Here is a 15,117-nt window from a genome sequence, read left to right as displayed (position 1 = left end):
CGCCCTCCCCCTACCACTCGATGTCGGAGATCGACGTCGGGCTGGCGTTGACCTCGACGGACTGGACGCGAGCGTCGTGCATGCGCACCACGCGGTCGGCGATGGGGGCTATGGCCGCGTTGTGCGTGACGATAAGGACGGTCGCGCCCCGCTCGCGGCAGCGCTCCTCGAGGATGCCCAGGACCTGCTTGCCCGTCTGGTAGTCGAGGGCGCCCGTAGGCTCGTCGCACAGGAGGATCTTGGGGTTTTTGGCCACGGCGCGGGCGATGGCCACGCGCTGCTGCTCGCCGCCCGAGAGCTGCGCCGGAAAGTTGTCCAGGCGCTCGGCGAGCCCCACGCTGGCCAGGGTCTCGGCCGGGTCGGCCGCGTCGGCAACGATCTGGGAGGCCAGCTCGACGTTCTCGCGCGCGGTGAGGTTGGGCACGAGGTTATAGAACTGGAAGACAAAGCCCACGTCCGTGCGGCGGTAGTTGGTGAGCTGGTGGGAGCTGTACGTGGCGATGTCCTGGCCGTCTATGACCACGCTCCCCTCGCTCGCCGTGTCCATCCCGCCCAGGATGTTGAGGAGCGTGGACTTTCCCGCGCCCGAGGCGCCCAGGATGGTCACGAGCTCGCCCTTCTCGACCGAGAAGCTCACGTCGTTGTTGGCCACGACCGGGGAGACGCCACCCTGGTAGCGCTTGAACTCGTGGCTGACCTCGATGTATGACATGCCTTCGCACCCACTTTAAATAAACAACGTGTTGACTATTGACGAGGGAGATTCTACCCTGTGGGAGGAGAGAGGCAATGCACAACCCGCAACAACCTGTTCATTTAAGATACCCCGGGGGACCCCTATGCCAGCAGGACGTGCCACGAGAAACACGCGGACCCACGCTCGCATCAAGCGCGCCTTCACCGAGCTCATCGGCGAGAGGGGCCTCGACGCCCTTACGGTGAGCGACCTCACGCGGCGCGCGGGAATCAACCGAGGCACCTTCTACCTGCACTTCATTGACAAGTACGACCTGCTCGAGCAGCTCGAGGGGGACTTCATGGCCCGTCTCGAGGAGATTCTCCTGCGCCCGCGTGACGGTGGGGCGGCCGGGCTCCCCGAGATGTTCCCGCGCGCGGCCATCCTCGAGTCGCTCGAGTTCGCCTCGGGCGACCTCGAGTTCGTCTCGGCCATCGCGGGACGCAACGGCGACGCGCAGTTCTCGACCAAGCTCCGGCAGGTGATGGGCAGTCTGCTCGACCAGGGGCTCGCGACCACGGAGCAGCACGTGGACGGGCGCGGTGTCTTCGGGGAGGACTACGCGCGCGAGCTTGTGCTCGACCACGTGCTCACGATCATCTCCCTGTGGCTCAAGCGCGGCGGCGCCGAGACGCCCGAGCGCGTGGCGGACATGATCTCCTCGGCGAAGGACCTGCGCCCCTCCGACCTCATCGCCTAGGGCGGAACGTGGCTACCGATGACGGCCCGCGGGGCGCATTCCGCCGACGCGAGGAACCCGCACGATGACGGGGCGGCTATGGTCTGGGGGACGACCCCGTCGGAGGGACCCCATGCGCGAGATAGCCTGCGACATCACCGACCCGCTCGGGCTGCACATCCAGCTTGCCGTGCTGCTCGCGAGCGAGGCTCAGCGCTGGCGCAGCCACGTCACCCTGACGCACGAGGGGCGCAGCGCGGACGCCAAGCAGCTCATGGAGCTCCTCATGCTCGGCGTGCGCAGCGGCGAGCGCGTGGTCGTGAGCGTCTCGGGCCCCGACGAGGCCACCGCCGCCACGGCGCTGGCGCATCTTGCGTCGACGTTCTAGGCGTGACGTGGGCGCAGCGTAGCGCGGGCGCGGGGCAGTGTGCTCACGCCCCCAGGCGCTCCTCGTCAGTCATGCGCCTCCCCCGTCTTCTCGATGAGCGGCACGAGCACCTCTCCCCAGCGCTCGGTCAGACGCGCGAGCGACCACGAGGCGTTGGCCGGGCTCGTGGAGGGCAGCACCGTGGCGACGAGGCCCAGCTCCCCCTCGAGCCAGCGGTGGTAGAGCCCGCCCGCCGTGGAGCCGTTGCAGATGACGGCGCCTATGCGCGCCGCCGACGTGATGCGCCCCACGTCCGCAGGCGTCACGTTTCTTATCGACGCGTCGCTCGAACCACGCACGTCGCAGCTCTCGATCACGTCCCACAGGGCGATGCCGTGACGCACGAGCAGCGCCCGCTTGGAGGCCACGTCACGAGTCTTGGGCACCGGCTCTCCCGTGAGCGACGAGATCACCCGCCAGAAGCGATTCCGCGGGTTGCCGTAGTAGAACGCGTTCTGACGCGAGAGCACCGACGGGAACGACCCGAGCACGAGCACGCGGCTCCTCTCGTCGAACACCGGCTCGAACCCGTGCGCTATGTGCTGATAGTCCGCCATGGGGACAGCATAGCGCACGGAGCCGCAGCGCCCCGCTTGGTTGGGTCCCCAGGACAAGGGGTACAACTGCCCCAACGGCGCGCGACGCGCGTCACCCTCCAACCAGAAGGAGACCTCATGAGCACCATCTACGACTTCACCGTCAAGGACCGCACCGGGGCTGACGTCAGCCTCTCCGACTACAGGGGCAAGGTCCTACTCGTGGTCAACACCGCCACCGAGTGCGGCTTCACCCCGACCTACGCCGACCTCCAGAAGCTCTACGAGGAGCTTTCCGGGCGCGGCCTCGAGATTCTCGACTTCCCCTGCAACCAGTTCGGAGAGCAGGCCCCCGGCACCTCCGACGAGATTCACATGTTCTGCACCGGTCGGTTCGGCGTCACCTTCCCGCAGTTCGGCAAGATCGAGGTGAACGGCGCGGACGAGAGTCCCCTGTACACCTGGCTCAAGGGCGAGCGCGGCTACGCCGGCCTCGACCCCAACCATAGGATCACGCCGATTCTGGTGGACATCCTAGGCAAGGCCGACCCTGACTGGGAGAAGAAGCCGGACGTCAAGTGGAACTTCACGAAGTTCCTCATCGACCGCGAGGGCAACGTGGTCGAGCGCTTCGAGCCCACCGCTGACGTCGCGACCGTCGTGAAGCCAGCCGTGGAGAAGCTTCTCTAGCTTGACGAGAGGGGCCCCGCGCACGCGCTCTGCGCGGGGCCCCGAGCATCCCCACGGCGTGCAGGGCCGCAGGTGGGGTATACCCGTCGCGAGCGGAGGGTTTGAGGCCCTCCTGTGGACGACCGTGTTTGTGGGTGACACCCACGCAGAACAGCCACCCGAGCAGGCGGCTGTTCTCTTACAGCTCTGATATCTCTTCTTTCTCAGAAAGCGGACACATGCTCTAGATGAGCCCCGCGCTAGATTCCTTTGAGCGGGAGCGTGAGGCGCGCGACGGCGCCGGTCTCGGAGCCATCGGGTGAGACGCGGTTGGAGAGCTCAAGAGTCCCCCCATGGGAGTGCGCGACCTCAAGGGCAATCGAGAGCCCCAGGCCAAAGTGGCCTTCTCCCCCGCCACGCGCGGCGTCGTCGCGGAAGAATCTCTCGCGGCCATGCGCGAGCGCGGCGGGCGAGAAGCCCGGCCCATCGTCGGCCACCGTGATAACGAGCTCGCCGTTGGCAGCGGCGAGTCCAAGTGAGACGCGCGTGCGCGCATAGTCGCAGGCGTTGCTCACGAGGTTCATGACCGCGCGCCCCACCGCGTGCGCGTCCCAGCTCGGGCGGATGTCCGGCAGCGCAGAGGTCTCGACGTCCAGCGCGAGGCCCCGCGCGCAGACGAGCTCGCGCGCCCGGGAGGCGAGCCGGCCCGCCAGCTCTTCCATGTCCACGGCCTCGCGCGAGGATGCCTCCCGGCCTTGCGAGGTCGTGATGATCTGGGCCACGAAGGCGTCTATCTCGGCAGATGCCGTGCGAATGGCCTCGGCGCAGGCGGCCTGCTCCTGACTCAGGCCTCCCGCCTGCGCATCCTCGCCCAGGAGCTCGGCGTTGCCGCGTATGACGGTGAGCGGGCTCTTGAGGTCGTGCGCGAGCGCCGCGACCTCCACGCGCTGGCGCTCCTCGGCCGACCACTGCTCCTCGAGGGAGTCCCTGAGCGAGCGGCGCATGCGCTCCATCGCGGCGAGCACGTCGTCGATCTGTGCCACGGTGCTCGTCTGCACCGCAAAGTCGATCTCACCCGCGCCCACCGCCTCGGCCGCGTCCACGAGGGGGGACATCTTGCGCGTGAGCACCCTGCTCGCACGCAGGGCCACGAGAACCACGAGCGCTATCGTCGGAACGACGATTGCCCCCATCATGATGTCCTGCGGGTTCGGCCAGGAGTCGCGCAGGGAGCGATCGGACCACTGCGGCAGGATGTCGTACGAGAGCACGCACCAGGTGCCGTCCCCGCGCGAGAAGGCCGCGCGAGCGGATCTTTCCTCCGACTCCGCGGAGTGGCCGGTCGTCCCCCGTGCCTCGAGCGAGGCGACCAGGGCGCGCGCCTGCGCGAGGTCCTCCTCCCCCATGTCGGTCCCCAGCACGTCCCCCGAGGCCGTGAGGTGCGCGTAGAGATACGCGCTGGAAAGCCCGGTGACGTCGAAGGAGCCCGGCGTCGAGAGGGTCTCGATCGTCTGCTGCAGGTGCCTCTCGCCGTAGTTCGCCGGGAGGACGGAGCCCTGGTCAAGGAGGGCCTCAAAAACCAGCAGCGGAACTCCCACTGTGAGGATCGCCCCCAAAAGGACGTACACGAAGTAGCGCCCCACCACGAAGGAGAGCGGCAAGCGAGGCCTCCGCTTCTCTCGGCCCCTCCTCACGCCCGCCACTTGTACCCCACGCCCCAGACGGTCTGGACGGGTTCGACGCCGCCCCGCTTGAGCTTGGCGCGCAGGTTGCTTACGTGCACGCTCACCGCGTCCTCACCGGCCTCCGTTCCCCAGCCCAGGGCCTTCTCGAGAATCTGAGCGCGGCTAAAGACCTGTCCCGGACGGCGGGCGAGAAACTCGCAGATGGCGTACTCCGTGGGCGTGAGGGGGACCACGATGCCGCTGACCGCGAGCTCGCGGGCGGCAAGGTCGAGGCGGACGAGGCCGAAGTCGAGGGCCGCGTGATGCTCGCGACGCTCGCGACGCAGGTGGGCTGTGACCTTGGCGCGCAGCTCGGCGGTACCGAAGGGCTTGCGGAGGTAGTCGTCGGCCCCCAGCCCGAGGCCCACCACGGCGTCGTCCTCGGAGACCCTGGCCGTGAGGAACACGATCGGAACGTCCACGCGGCCCCTGATCTCTCTCACGAGTTCGAAGCCGTCGAGGCCCGGCATCATCACGTCGGTGAGGATGAGGTCGTAGCGCGAGAGGTCGCGCGCGGGGACATCGGTGGGGTCACAGGTGACGTCCACCTCGTGACCGTCGCGCTCGAGCACGCGCACGAGCAGGTCGCAGATAGCCCTCTCGTCATCGATCGCCAGGATTCTCGCCACGGGCAGCCTCCCCCTCCGGCTCCAGTGTAGCCTCTCGGCCTCACGCCGGCGCGGTCGCTTTCAGTGCCTCGAGCGCGACGGTGGGCACCGCGTCCTCGGGGACGCGGTCGTAGCGCTCGCTCGATCCTCCCCTGGCCTCGATCCGGAGGTAGCCCTCCCCGCTCGCCCTGCGACCGAAGAGGATGATCGTCACCACGTGAGGCTCCCCCTCGTCGTCGAATCCCTCGACCTCGTACACGTAGTTGTCATCGTCCTCGGCGGCGTTGGCGTAGGAGTCCACGAAGCCTTTGGGCTCCGGCGCGCGCGCCCAGAGCGTGCGCGCCGACGCGAGGGGGCTCACTCGGTCCACGACTGAGCGGACCACCACTCCCAGGCCGTCCGGGGCCGAGCATCTACCCACGAGGAGCGCGACGGCAAGCGCCAGGACGAGCAGGGCCACGGGACGGGCCGACCTCGCCCTACTCATCTTCTCGTCCCTCCTCGAACGCCGCTATCCACCAGAGCAGGGCCACGAGGGCGAGTGCCGTGACGAAGAGCGCGAAGGCACCCGACCGGATCAGCTGGCCCACGACCACGCCCGTCTGAGAGGCAGGCGCCAAAGGGAGCTCGACCGAGAGCGACCCCAGCCTCGTGGCCCACGTGAGCGGCACGAGGGCGAGGGCCCCCGCGGACAGCGCCGTGAGCTCACCGGTCATGAGCCCGTGCGCGAGCCCGCCCACCGAGAAGAAGGAGAGCATGAGACCCGCCGCACCGACGGCAATGGTCACGTTACGGCCCCAGACCAGCGCGAGCCACGCGTGGAAGACGTAGAGCACGAGGCTCCCCGCCGCGAGGCCCGCCGTTGCCGCCGCGCAGGTCACCAGGGCAGGCGCCGCCTTTCCGGACAGGGCGAGGACCCCCGCGAGCGTACCGACCGCGAGCGCGAGGGTCAACGCTCCGAGGGCCCAGAGCACCACGACGCGCGCCGCGAGGGCCGTGCGCCGCGAGGCCGCCCCAAGAAGGTGCGCGAGGCGGGTCTCCCGGCGCTCCGCATCAATGTCCAGCCCCACGACGACGCCCACCATGAGGGGCATGAGCGCGCCCAGGAGCTGCACGTAGGCATCGAGGCCAAGGCCCGATGGCCAGGGAGCCCCCGCGAAGTAGGCGCCGCAGGCAAGGCCGGCCGCAAGGGCGCAGACGAGGTGAAGGGCCAGGAGTCCCGAGCGACGCAGCCGAAGGGGCTCCGCGTGCAGCGCGCGGGCAAACGTCATGCGCGCGGCTCCGGCCGCGCGGCCCGCCCTCACAGCTCCTCCGATCGCGAGAACCAGAGGGCCGAGAGCGCCGTGAGGGCCACGGTGGCCGCGACGCACACGACGAGCGCCAGCGCATGGTCTGGCGTGAGGCGTCCGAGCGTTGCCGCAAGCGCGCCGGTCGCAGCGTCCATGGGCTCTCCGCTTGGCAGCACCGGCAGGAACGCCGTCGGAAGGACCGCCGCCGCGACCGGCGGGATCAGGGGCCACAGCGACGTCGAGCCCCAGGCGAACCCAGCCACGAGCTGCACCCCAAGCGGGACGAGGACGCCCGCGAGCATGCCCGCGCGCGTCACGAGGAAGAGCGTCACCGGCACCATCCACGACGTGGCCACGGTGGAGACGAGCGCCGTCGCGAGCATGCTGGCCACACTCGCGGCACCCGCCGGCGAGAGGAGCGCGCCCACCGTGTAGAGGGCGCACGTCACGAGGCTGCCCAGAAGAGAGAGGCCGAGGCACCAGAGCGCCTTCGCGACCCACGTCCGTGCAAGGGGAACGCCGCAAGAGAGGGGCACGTGGCCGGAAAGCCGCGCGTCGTAGCCCGCGACCGTCGCCGACGCAAGCGAGACCGTGACGGGCAGCAGCAGCATATAGTAGTAGTTCCAGGCCGAGTAGCTGATCGGCCAGCCCGCGAGTGGGAGAACGATCCCGCCCAGGAGTCCGAACGGGAGCGCAAGCGCGACGGCAAGGCGCACGGGGGCGCCGTGGGCCGACTTGAGCACCTCGGCGCGAAGGGCGGAGAAGAATGTGGGATGCGGGACGGCAGGCAGGACGCAGCGCGGGGTGGCAAGGGCATTCTCGCTCATGCGGCACGCCCCTCTCGGCACACGCGCATGAAGAGCGCCTCGAGGTCCTCGTCGGGGCGCAGGACGTCCTGATAGGCGAGACGCCCCTGGTAGATGATGCCCACCGCGTCGGCCATCTGCTGGACCTCCGAGAGGATGTGGCTCGAGACCACGACCGCGACCCCGCGCGCGGCGAAGCCCCGGATCAGGTCGCGCAGGTCCTCGATGCCCAGGGGATCCAGGCCGTTGGTGGGCTCGTCCAAGATGAGCAGACGCGGGTCGCAGAGGAGCGCGAGCGCGATGCCCAGGCGCTGCCTCATGCCCAAGGAGAAGCGCCCCGCGCGCTTGCGCCCTGTGTCCGTGAGGCCCACGACCTCGAGGACCTCCTCGATGCGCTCGTCCGGCAGCCCGAGCGCCACGGTGCGCACGCGCAGGTTCTCCCGGGCCGTGAGGTTGGGATAGAGCGGGGGCTGCTCGACGAGCGAGCCGATCTGGTAGAGGTCCTCCCTGCGCCAGGGGTGGCCCAGGAACTCGATCTGGCCTGCCGTGGGGCGCAGCATCCCCGTGAGCATCTTGAGCGTGGTGGACTTGCCCGCGCCGTTGGGGCCCAAGAGCCCGTAGACCGCGCCCGCCCTTACGGTGAGGCTCACGTCCTCGACGGCCGTCTGGGCGCTGGCCCCGCGACCGAATCGCTTGGTGAGCCCGTGCGTCTGGAGCACGATTGCGCTTGTCGCCATGTCTCTCCTCTCGTCGTCTTCTGTGGGACGACTACGAGGATGACGGGAGACTCTTAAGAAGCGCTAAAGGTCGTGGGCGGCGCAGCCTTGGTTAAGCCTAGAGGTGAGCACATGGGCACAACGGGCGAACGCAAGGGATGGAAGACATCCGAAGTCGAGCGACTGGTCGGCCTGCCTCGACGCGATTATCCAACGCTCCTGCCATCCCGGTAAGGACGGCGTAGGAATCCTCGAACCAAGGGGGGTCATGAGGCAGGGAGACTCTATAGCGCCGAGGACCTTGGAATGCTTTTTGTCGTCAGGCAGTGCCGAGGCAGCGAATACAGCCTACCTGAAATCAAGCATCTGTTTTGTCGGTCAGAGAAGGCAGGCGGCTACCACGCGCTCGCGAGCCCTCAGATCGAGCGACTCAGAGAGCGGGAGGAGGCCGTCCAAGAGCAAGTCGTACGAGGCGAGGCCCCGCGAGTCTTCCTGAACGGTTTCGAGCTTGCCGACCTTGTCGAACGCTGCGTTGCCCATCATATGAGAGGAGTACGAACCACTCGTCAACGCACGGAGATCGGCAGCATCGACTTAGCTGTCTCCAAGATCGAGTCTTAGACAAAAGGCGCGGTCGCTCGCGAAGAGCAGTCGCGCCTCGGGTGCCATGAGGAATCCGATCCTCTGCCTTAGGCGAAGGAACAACCCGCTCATCGCTATCCCCCGATCGTGCTCGTGGCCACGCGGATGGCCTCGTCCTCGTCGTCGGTGACCACCATGAGCGCGGGGTCGAGCTCCGATATGTTTCCCGACTCGCGCATGGGTCCCTCGATCCAGCTCATGAGACCGTCCCAGTACTCGGAGCCAAAGAGCACGACCGGGGTCTTGGCCACCTTGTGGGTCTGGACGAGGGTGAGCAGCTCGAAGGCCTCGTCAAGCGTGCCGAAGCCGCCCGGAAACACGATGGAGCCGCTCGAGTACTTGACGAACATCGTCTTGCGCACGAAGAAGTAGCGAAAGGTCATGCCGAGGTTGACCCACTCGTTGACGCCCTGCTCGTGCGGCAGCTCGATGCCCAGGCCCACGGACTTGCCGCCCACCTGGGATGCACCGCGGTTGGCTGCCTCCATGATACCCGGCCCCCCGCCGGTGATCACGGCCACGCCCCTCTGCGCGAGCTTTGCCCCCACGTGCCGCGCGGCGCGATACATGGGATCGCTGCGCGGGGTCCGCGCGGAGCCGAAGCACGAGACGGCGGGCCCCAGCTCGGCCAGGGCACCGAAGCCGTCCACGAACTCCGCTTGAATCCGCAGGACGCGCCAGGGGTCCATGTGCAGCCAGTCCGTCGAGTCCTCGTGCGACAGGAGGTTTCCCGTCGTGGTGTCGGAGGGAATCATCGGGCCCCGCATGATCACGGGGCCCCGATGGTAGGTCGTCCCGAGGGGCTCCCCCTCACAGGCTTCGTTCTCCTGAGCCAAATCGACAGCGTCATGTTTCTTGTCGGTCATTTCGTTCTCCTTGTTCGTTTGCGCAGCCACGATACGTCACATGCATGAGCAGGCGGTAACCCGGCCGTAAAGAATTGTCACAAGGGGATATACCCGAGCGTGGCGCACAACGAAATGGGGACGGCGCCCCCACCGCATGCGCACTTTCGACCTTCGATGCACGTTTTTGGAAAACGCGCCACAGTTTGGCCCTTCAATGCACGCGAAATCTTCCGCCTTTGCGAAAAATAATAAAATAATGCACTAAAATCCAACGTTTGACCTGTTGGCCAAAACTCCATACCTTAGCAGGCCCTCTTGAGACGTACGTCGGAGGCCGAAACTGCGCAGAACCGGAACGTGGGGCACCTACTCCTGGGCTCCCCGGGCGATGACGATTCCGCTGCTCGTTCCCAGGCGCGTGGCACCCGCCTCCACGAACGCGAGCGCCTCGGAACGTGTGTGGATGCCGCCGGCGGCCTTGACCCCGCATGCGTCGCCCACGGTCTTACGCATGAGCCGCACGTCATCGAGGGTCGCGCCGCCGCGCGAGAAGCCCGTGCTCGTCTTGACAAAGGCCGCGCCCGCGCTCACGCACAGCTCGCATCCGCGCACGATCTGGTCGGGCGTGAGCAGGCAGCACTCGAGGATCGCCTTCACCGGACGCCCGTCCGCGGCGCGCACCACGGCTGCCACGTCCTCGCGTACGGCGTCGTCCTCCCCCGAGACGAGCCGGCCCACGGGTATGACCATGTCGAGCTCGTCGGTGCCGTCAGCCACGGCGCGCTCGGCCTCGAAGGCCTTGGCGGTCGTGGACATGGCACCCAGGGGAAAACCCACGCAGGTCGCCACGCGCACGCCCGTCCCCACGAGGCGCGCCGCGCACGTACTCGTCCAGGAGGAGTTCACACACACGGAGTAGAACCCGTGCTCGAGGGCCTCGTCGCAGAGGCGCTCGATGTCGGCGCGCGCGGCGTCGGGCTTGAGGTTGGTGTGGTCGATCATCTTGTTGAGGTCCATGAGCTTCTCCCTTGAGACAAAATCCGGAAGACGGCCTCCGCGCGCGGGACCGTCCGCATACCTACAGGCCTACCCGAGCCCAAGCGCGAGGCCGGCCATGCGCACGACAAATGCCGCGACCCACGCGACCCCTATCTGCAGCGCGAACACCACCGCCGCATAGCGCCCACCAAGCTCGCTCCTCACGGCGCTGATCGCCGCCACGCACGGCGGGTAGAGCAGGGTGAACACCAGGAACACGTAGGCCGTGAGCGGCGTGAAGAGGGTGCGCAGCGCGACCGCCGTGGTGTCTCCCAGAAGGACCGTCAGCGTGGAGATGACGCTCTCCTTGGCGATGAGGCCCGTAACCAGCGCCGTCGAGGACTTCCAGTCGCCAAAGCCGAGCGGCGCGAAGACCGGGGCAATGAGGCCGCCCAGGCCCGCCAGCAGGCTCTGGGACTGGTCTTGCACCACATTGAGCCGCACGTCGAAGGTCTGCAGGAACCAGATGACCACGCTCGCCAGGAAGATGATCGTGAACGCGCGGGTCATGAAGTCCCTGGCCTTGTCCCAGGCCAGGCGCAGCGTGGTCTTGGCGCTCGGCATCCGGTAGTTGGGCAGCTCCATGATGAACGGCACCGGCGCGCCGTGAAAGGTGGTGCGATGGAGGATGAGCGCCACGAGCATGCCCACGAGGATGCCGAGCGCGTAAAGCGACACCATGGCCAAAACCGACCCGCGCGCGAAGAACGCCGAGCAGAGAAGCCCGTAGACGGGAAGCTTGGCCGAGCAGCTCATGAACGGCGTGAGCATGACGGTCATCTTGCGGTCGTGCTCGGAGGGCAGGGTGCGCGTGGCCATGATGGCCGGCACGCTGCAGCCAAAGCCGATGAGCATGGGAACGAAGCTACGTCCGGACAGGCCGAACTTGCGCAGGACCTTGTCCATGACAAAGGCCACGCGCGCCATGTAGCCCGAGTCCTCGAGCACAGACAGCAACAGGAACAGCACCACAATGAGGGGCAGAAACGAGAGCACGCTACCCACGCCCGCGAAGACCCCGTCGATAATCAAGGACTGTACCACCGGATTCACGCCCGAGGCGGTGAGGGCGGCATCGGTCACCTGCGTGAGCGCATCCACGCCCCCTTCCATGAGACCCTGAAGCCAGGCGCCCAGAGACCCGAAGGTGATCCAGAACACAAGGCCCATGATCGCGACGAACGCGGGAAGGGCCGTGCGGCGACCCGTGAGCACGCGATCGATGGCTACGGAGCGCAGGTGCCCCCTGCTCTCGAGCGGCTTGACCACGCACTTCTCGCAGACCTCACCGATGAATGAGAAGCGCATGTCGGCCAGGGCGGAGAGGCGGTCCGTACCCGACTCCTCCTCCATCTGGGCGACAATGTGCTCGATGCCGGCGAGCTCGTTGGAGTCGAGGTGCAGGGCGCTGGTCACGAGCTCGTCGCCCTCCACGAGCTTGGTCGCGGCGAAGCGCACCGGGATGCCCGCGCGCTGGGCATGGTCGTCGATGAGATGGCCGATGCCGTGGATGCAGCGGTGCAGCGCCCCGCCGTCGGGGCCGTCGGGAGCGCAGAAGTCCAGCCGTCCCGGAAGCTCCCGGCGTCGCGCCACGGTGAGCACGTGCTCGACGAGCTCGTCGACGCCCTCGTTCTTGGACGCCGAGATCGGGACCACGGCAATCCCGAGCAGGCTCTCGAGGAGGTTCACGTCCACGGTCCCGCCGTTGGCCGCGACCTCGTCCATCATGTTGAGCGCCAGCACCATCGGACGGTCAAGCTCCATGAGCTGCAGCGTGAGGTAGAGGTTGCGCTCGATGTTGGTCGCGTCGACGATGTCGATGACCGCGTCCGGGTGCGCATCCAGGATGAACTGCCGGCTCACGATCTCCTCGCTCGTGTACGGGGACAGCGAGTAGATGCCGGGCAGGTCTGTGACCGTGACCTTGGCGTGGCCGCGCACCTGGCCGTCCTTGCGGTCCACGGTCACCCCGGGGAAGTTACCCACGTGCTGGTTGGAGCCCGTGAGCTGGTTGAACAGCGTGGTCTTGCCACAGTTCTGGTTGCCCACGAGGGCCACGGAGAGCGGCGCGGTCTCGTCGAGCGCGTCTGCGGCGGCGCGCGGGTGATACGCTCGCTCGCCGAGGGCGGGGTGGTCGGGGGTGGGCATGCGCGCGTTCTCGTATGCCCGGTCATGGGCGTCGCGCACGCCCGCGAGCTCGATGCGCGCGGCATCCGCCTTGAGCAGGGTCAGCTCGTAGCCGCGCAGGCGTATCTCCACGGGATCTCCCATGGGGGCGTACTTCACCATGGTGACCTCGGTGCCCGGTGTGAGCCCCATATCAAGAATGTGCTGGTGCAAGGCCTGGTCATCCGAGTTCACCGAAGCGACGACCGCGTCCTTTCCGATCTCGAGTGCATCAAGCCTCATGTAGCTTCCCCCGTTAGTGGCTCCCCCTCCGGGAAGATATTCTAGCGCGAGGAGGTCACGAGGATGCACCGTGGACCCCCCCGTAGGACCGCGAGTCCGTACTAGAATGGGCCTTGCCCGTCGTCGTGCGCTGGGAGGTCCTTATGAACGTGCTGGTGCTGCTGCCCCTGAGCGGGGCCCAGAGGGCGCGTCTCGAGAGGGGCGCCCCCAAGGCTCGCTTCTCCTACGCGCCCAACCGCGATGTCGCGCCCGACCAGCTGGCCGCCGCCGACGTCATCGTGGGCAACCCTGCCCCCGAGCGGCTCGGCGAGACGCACCACCTGCGCCTTCTGCAGCTCGGGTCAGCCGGCTACGACCGCTACCTCTCGACGGGCACGCTGCCTGCGGGGGCGCAGCTCGCCGGTGCCTCGGGCGCCTATGGGCAGGCCGTCTCCGAGCACGTACTCGCGATGCTGCTCGGCCTCATGAAGAACCTTCCCGCCTACCGCGACAACCAACGAGCCCACGTGTGGGCGGACGAGGGGCCCGTCTCCACGATGTCCGGCGCCCGAGTGCTCGTGCTCGGGGCCGGCGACATCGGGACGCACTTCGCCCGCCTCGCCGCGGCGCTGGGGGCGCGCGTCACCGGCGTGCAGCGCCACGCGAGCGCGGCGCGCGGTTCGTTCGAGGAGCTCCTCACCAGGGGCGAGCTGCCTCGCCTGCTTCCCGAGGCGGACGTCGTCGCGTCGTTTCTCCCCAGCACGCCCGAGACGCGCGGCCTGGCCGACGGGGAGTTCTTCTCGGCCCTGCGCACGGGGTCATGGTTTGCCAACGCGGGACGCGGGGACCTCGTGGTGACGGACGACCTTCTCGCCTCGCTGCGCTCCGGACACCTTGCCGGTGCGGCCCTCGACGTCACCGATCCCGAGCCCCTGCCCGTCGACCACCCCCTCTGGGACGCGCCCGGCGTCCTGGTGACGCCCCATGTCTCGGGCGGGCTCCATCTGGACGTGACACTCGACAACATCGTGGACATAGCCGCCGAGAACCTCGCGCGCCTTGCTGCCGGAGAGCGGCTGCGCAACCTCGTGGAGCCCTAGCGAACCCCCTTTTTCGGGTTTGGGTTCACGCGCGGCGCCCTTTCACGGGCATCCTCGCAGAGCCATCCGAATATGTGCAGATAGCCCTGCCCCAAGCTCCGGTCCCAGGTTCTGCGCGAACCCAAACCCGAAGGGGGCCGGGGCCCTACACGCGCAGGGTGCGCAAGAGCCTCTTGTGCTCGGGCGTGACGCGTCGGCTCTCGACGGCCTTCTGGATGGCCTTGTTGTGCGTCCACGGGGCGAGCAGCCGGCCCTCGAGGACGCTCAGCGTCGCCTCCCACTGCTTGGCGAGCGCCGTGGCGACGTACCAGGCCACCATCATGTTGACGTAGTACTCTCCCGAGCGCAGCGCGCACACGCGTCCCAGGTAGATAGGGTCGAACGCGTCGTCCAGATAGAGCCTCATGAGCACGCCGACGCCAAAGCGCACCGCGTAGGGATGCTCCTCGTCCGCCATCCAGCCCTCCGTCTGCGCGGGCAGCGCGACGGGTCGGACCTCGAAGGCGCGCGGCGCCAGAATGTCGCAGGTCGCCCAGTTGTCCACGAAGGGCAGGAACTCGTTCAGCGCCGCCACGCAGACGTCGTAGTCGCGCATCTCGTTGACGAGAAGGGCATGGAGCAGCCCCTCCTCGTAGGTCTCGTGCGGCAGGGGGCCCAGGAGCTCGCGGGCAGCCACGGGCCCATCGTGCGCGAGCTCGCGGGCAATCCTGCGCAGCTCGGGCACGCGCACCCCCAGGACGCTTCCAGGATCCACGGTGGGAATGAGCCCGCACTGGAAGCTACGGTACTTCTCGTCGGCGTGCTCCTCCAGAAGCTCGCGAAGCCCGCTCTTCCCCATGCTCATGCGCTCCCCCTCACCGCCAATGTTTGTTCAGCATAAGATAGCAGCTGGAGCCCGCACGCCCGTGCGC

General features: G+C 67.9%; 16 protein-coding genes. 4 read left to right on the top strand and 12 right to left on the bottom strand.

Annotation, left to right across the window (positions count from 1 at the left end; all coding sequences use genetic code 11):
* Nucleotides 1-10: 10 nt before the first annotated feature.
* Nucleotides 11-712, bottom strand: a complete 702-nt coding sequence (locus tag INP52_RS02975) for an ABC transporter ATP-binding protein (RefSeq protein WP_194372277.1) — start codon at nt 710-712, stop codon at nt 11-13.
* Nucleotides 713-839: 127 nt separating this feature from the next.
* On the opposite strand from INP52_RS02975, the gene INP52_RS02970 reads away from it, so the two are divergent.
* Entirely contained in the window at nt 840-1,436 is a 597-nt protein-coding gene (locus INP52_RS02970) for a TetR/AcrR family transcriptional regulator (protein ID WP_194372276.1), read from the top strand.
* A 112-nt stretch (nt 1,437-1,548) separates the two neighbouring features.
* A complete protein-coding gene (locus INP52_RS02965) occupies nt 1,549-1,803 on the top strand; it encodes an HPr family phosphocarrier protein (protein WP_194372275.1) in 255 nt (84 codons plus the stop codon).
* Between the two features lie 65 nt (nt 1,804-1,868).
* Here the strand turns inward: INP52_RS02965 and INP52_RS02960 are convergent, their stop codons facing one another.
* Complete coding sequence (locus INP52_RS02960; protein WP_194372274.1) at nt 1,869-2,399, bottom strand: DNA-deoxyinosine glycosylase; 531 nt, start codon at nt 2,397-2,399, stop codon at nt 1,869-1,871.
* A gap of 117 nt (nt 2,400-2,516) precedes the next feature.
* Between INP52_RS02960 and INP52_RS02955 the strand changes: the two genes are divergently transcribed.
* Complete coding sequence (locus INP52_RS02955) at nt 2,517-3,068, top strand: glutathione peroxidase (RefSeq protein ID WP_194372272.1); 552 nt, start codon at nt 2,517-2,519, stop codon at nt 3,066-3,068.
* A gap of 239 nt (nt 3,069-3,307) precedes the next feature.
* Here the strand turns inward: INP52_RS02955 and INP52_RS02950 are convergent, their stop codons facing one another.
* The 9 genes from INP52_RS02950 to feoB all read right to left on the bottom strand — a co-directional run bounded on the left by INP52_RS02950 (nt 3,308) and on the right by feoB (nt 13,127).
* A complete protein-coding gene (locus tag INP52_RS02950) occupies nt 3,308-4,708 on the bottom strand; it encodes a sensor histidine kinase (protein ID WP_228478396.1) in 1,401 nt (466 codons plus the stop codon).
* Between the two features lie 29 nt (nt 4,709-4,737).
* A complete protein-coding gene (locus INP52_RS02945) occupies nt 4,738-5,400 on the bottom strand; it encodes a response regulator transcription factor (protein WP_194372268.1) in 663 nt (220 codons plus the stop codon).
* Nucleotides 5,401-5,440: 40 nt separating this feature from the next.
* A complete protein-coding gene (locus tag INP52_RS02940) occupies nt 5,441-5,866 on the bottom strand; it encodes a hypothetical protein (RefSeq protein WP_194372265.1) in 426 nt (141 codons plus the stop codon).
* Nucleotides 5,859-6,683 (bottom strand): ABC-2 family transporter permease, encoded by an 825-nt coding sequence (locus tag INP52_RS02935; protein ID WP_194372263.1) that lies wholly within the window; start codon nt 6,681-6,683, stop codon nt 5,859-5,861. The genes INP52_RS02940 and INP52_RS02935 overlap by 8 nt, the downstream gene beginning before the upstream one ends.
* Nucleotides 6,680-7,495: an ABC-2 family transporter permease gene (locus INP52_RS02930; protein ID WP_228478395.1), complete on the bottom strand. Its 816-nt coding sequence runs from the start codon at nt 7,493-7,495 to the stop codon at nt 6,680-6,682. Before INP52_RS02930 ends, INP52_RS02935 begins: the two co-directional genes overlap by 4 nt.
* Entirely contained in the window at nt 7,492-8,211 is a 720-nt protein-coding gene (locus tag INP52_RS02925) for a lantibiotic protection ABC transporter ATP-binding protein (RefSeq protein WP_194372261.1), read from the bottom strand. The genes INP52_RS02930 and INP52_RS02925 overlap by 4 nt, the downstream gene beginning before the upstream one ends.
* 695 nt (nt 8,212-8,906) lie before the next feature.
* Nucleotides 8,907-9,698, bottom strand: a complete 792-nt coding sequence (locus INP52_RS02920; protein WP_194372259.1) for an LOG family protein — start codon at nt 9,696-9,698, stop codon at nt 8,907-8,909.
* Nucleotides 9,699-10,046: 348 nt separating this feature from the next.
* Entirely contained in the window at nt 10,047-10,697 is a 651-nt protein-coding gene (deoC, locus tag INP52_RS02915; protein WP_194372257.1) for a deoxyribose-phosphate aldolase, read from the bottom strand.
* A 69-nt stretch (nt 10,698-10,766) separates the two neighbouring features.
* Nucleotides 10,767-13,127 (bottom strand): ferrous iron transport protein B, encoded by a 2,361-nt coding sequence (feoB, locus tag INP52_RS02910; protein ID WP_194372256.1) that lies wholly within the window; start codon nt 13,125-13,127, stop codon nt 10,767-10,769.
* A gap of 113 nt (nt 13,128-13,240) precedes the next feature.
* Here feoB and INP52_RS02905 point away from each other — a divergent pair, with 113 nt between their 5' ends.
* Nucleotides 13,241-14,206, top strand: coding sequence for a D-2-hydroxyacid dehydrogenase (locus INP52_RS02905; RefSeq protein ID WP_228478394.1), 966 nt, complete (start codon nt 13,241-13,243; stop codon nt 14,204-14,206).
* A gap of 145 nt (nt 14,207-14,351) precedes the next feature.
* On the opposite strand, the gene INP52_RS02900 is transcribed toward INP52_RS02905, so the two are convergent.
* Nucleotides 14,352-15,050 (bottom strand): DNA alkylation repair protein, encoded by a 699-nt coding sequence (locus tag INP52_RS02900; protein WP_194372255.1) that lies wholly within the window; start codon nt 15,048-15,050, stop codon nt 14,352-14,354.
* Nucleotides 15,051-15,117 lie beyond the last annotated feature (67 nt).

The organism is Thermophilibacter immobilis (assembly GCF_015277515.1).
GTDB lineage: Bacteria > Actinomycetota > Coriobacteriia > Coriobacteriales > Atopobiaceae > Thermophilibacter > Thermophilibacter immobilis.
This window is presented reverse-complemented; position numbering and strand designations above follow the sequence as displayed.

Excerpts from the sequence above, each read along its gene's own strand:
- INP52_RS02975 (WP_194372277.1), bottom strand. The coding sequence starts at position 712 with ATGTCATACATCGAGGTCAGCCACGAGTTCAAGCGCTACCAGGGTGGC.
- INP52_RS02970 (WP_194372276.1), top strand. The coding sequence starts at position 840 with ATGCCAGCAGGACGTGCCACGAGAAACACGCGGACCCACGCTCGCATC.
- INP52_RS02965 (WP_194372275.1), top strand. The coding sequence starts at position 1,549 with ATGCGCGAGATAGCCTGCGACATCACCGACCCGCTCGGGCTGCACATC.
- INP52_RS02960 (WP_194372274.1), bottom strand. The coding sequence starts at position 2,399 with ATGGCGGACTATCAGCACATAGCGCACGGGTTCGAGCCGGTGTTCGAC.
- INP52_RS02955 (WP_194372272.1), top strand. The coding sequence starts at position 2,517 with ATGAGCACCATCTACGACTTCACCGTCAAGGACCGCACCGGGGCTGAC.
- INP52_RS02940 (WP_194372265.1), bottom strand. The coding sequence starts at position 5,866 with ATGAGTAGGGCGAGGTCGGCCCGTCCCGTGGCCCTGCTCGTCCTGGCG.
- INP52_RS02930 (WP_228478395.1), bottom strand. The coding sequence starts at position 7,495 with ATGAGCGAGAATGCCCTTGCCACCCCGCGCTGCGTCCTGCCTGCCGTC.
- INP52_RS02925 (WP_194372261.1), bottom strand. The coding sequence starts at position 8,211 with ATGGCGACAAGCGCAATCGTGCTCCAGACGCACGGGCTCACCAAGCGA.
- INP52_RS02920 (WP_194372259.1), bottom strand. The coding sequence starts at position 9,698 with ATGACCGACAAGAAACATGACGCTGTCGATTTGGCTCAGGAGAACGAA.
- deoC (WP_194372257.1), bottom strand. The coding sequence starts at position 10,697 with ATGGACCTCAACAAGATGATCGACCACACCAACCTCAAGCCCGACGCC.
- feoB (WP_194372256.1), bottom strand. The coding sequence starts at position 13,127 with ATGAGGCTTGATGCACTCGAGATCGGAAAGGACGCGGTCGTCGCTTCG.
- INP52_RS02900 (WP_194372255.1), bottom strand. The coding sequence starts at position 15,050 with ATGAGCATGGGGAAGAGCGGGCTTCGCGAGCTTCTGGAGGAGCACGCC.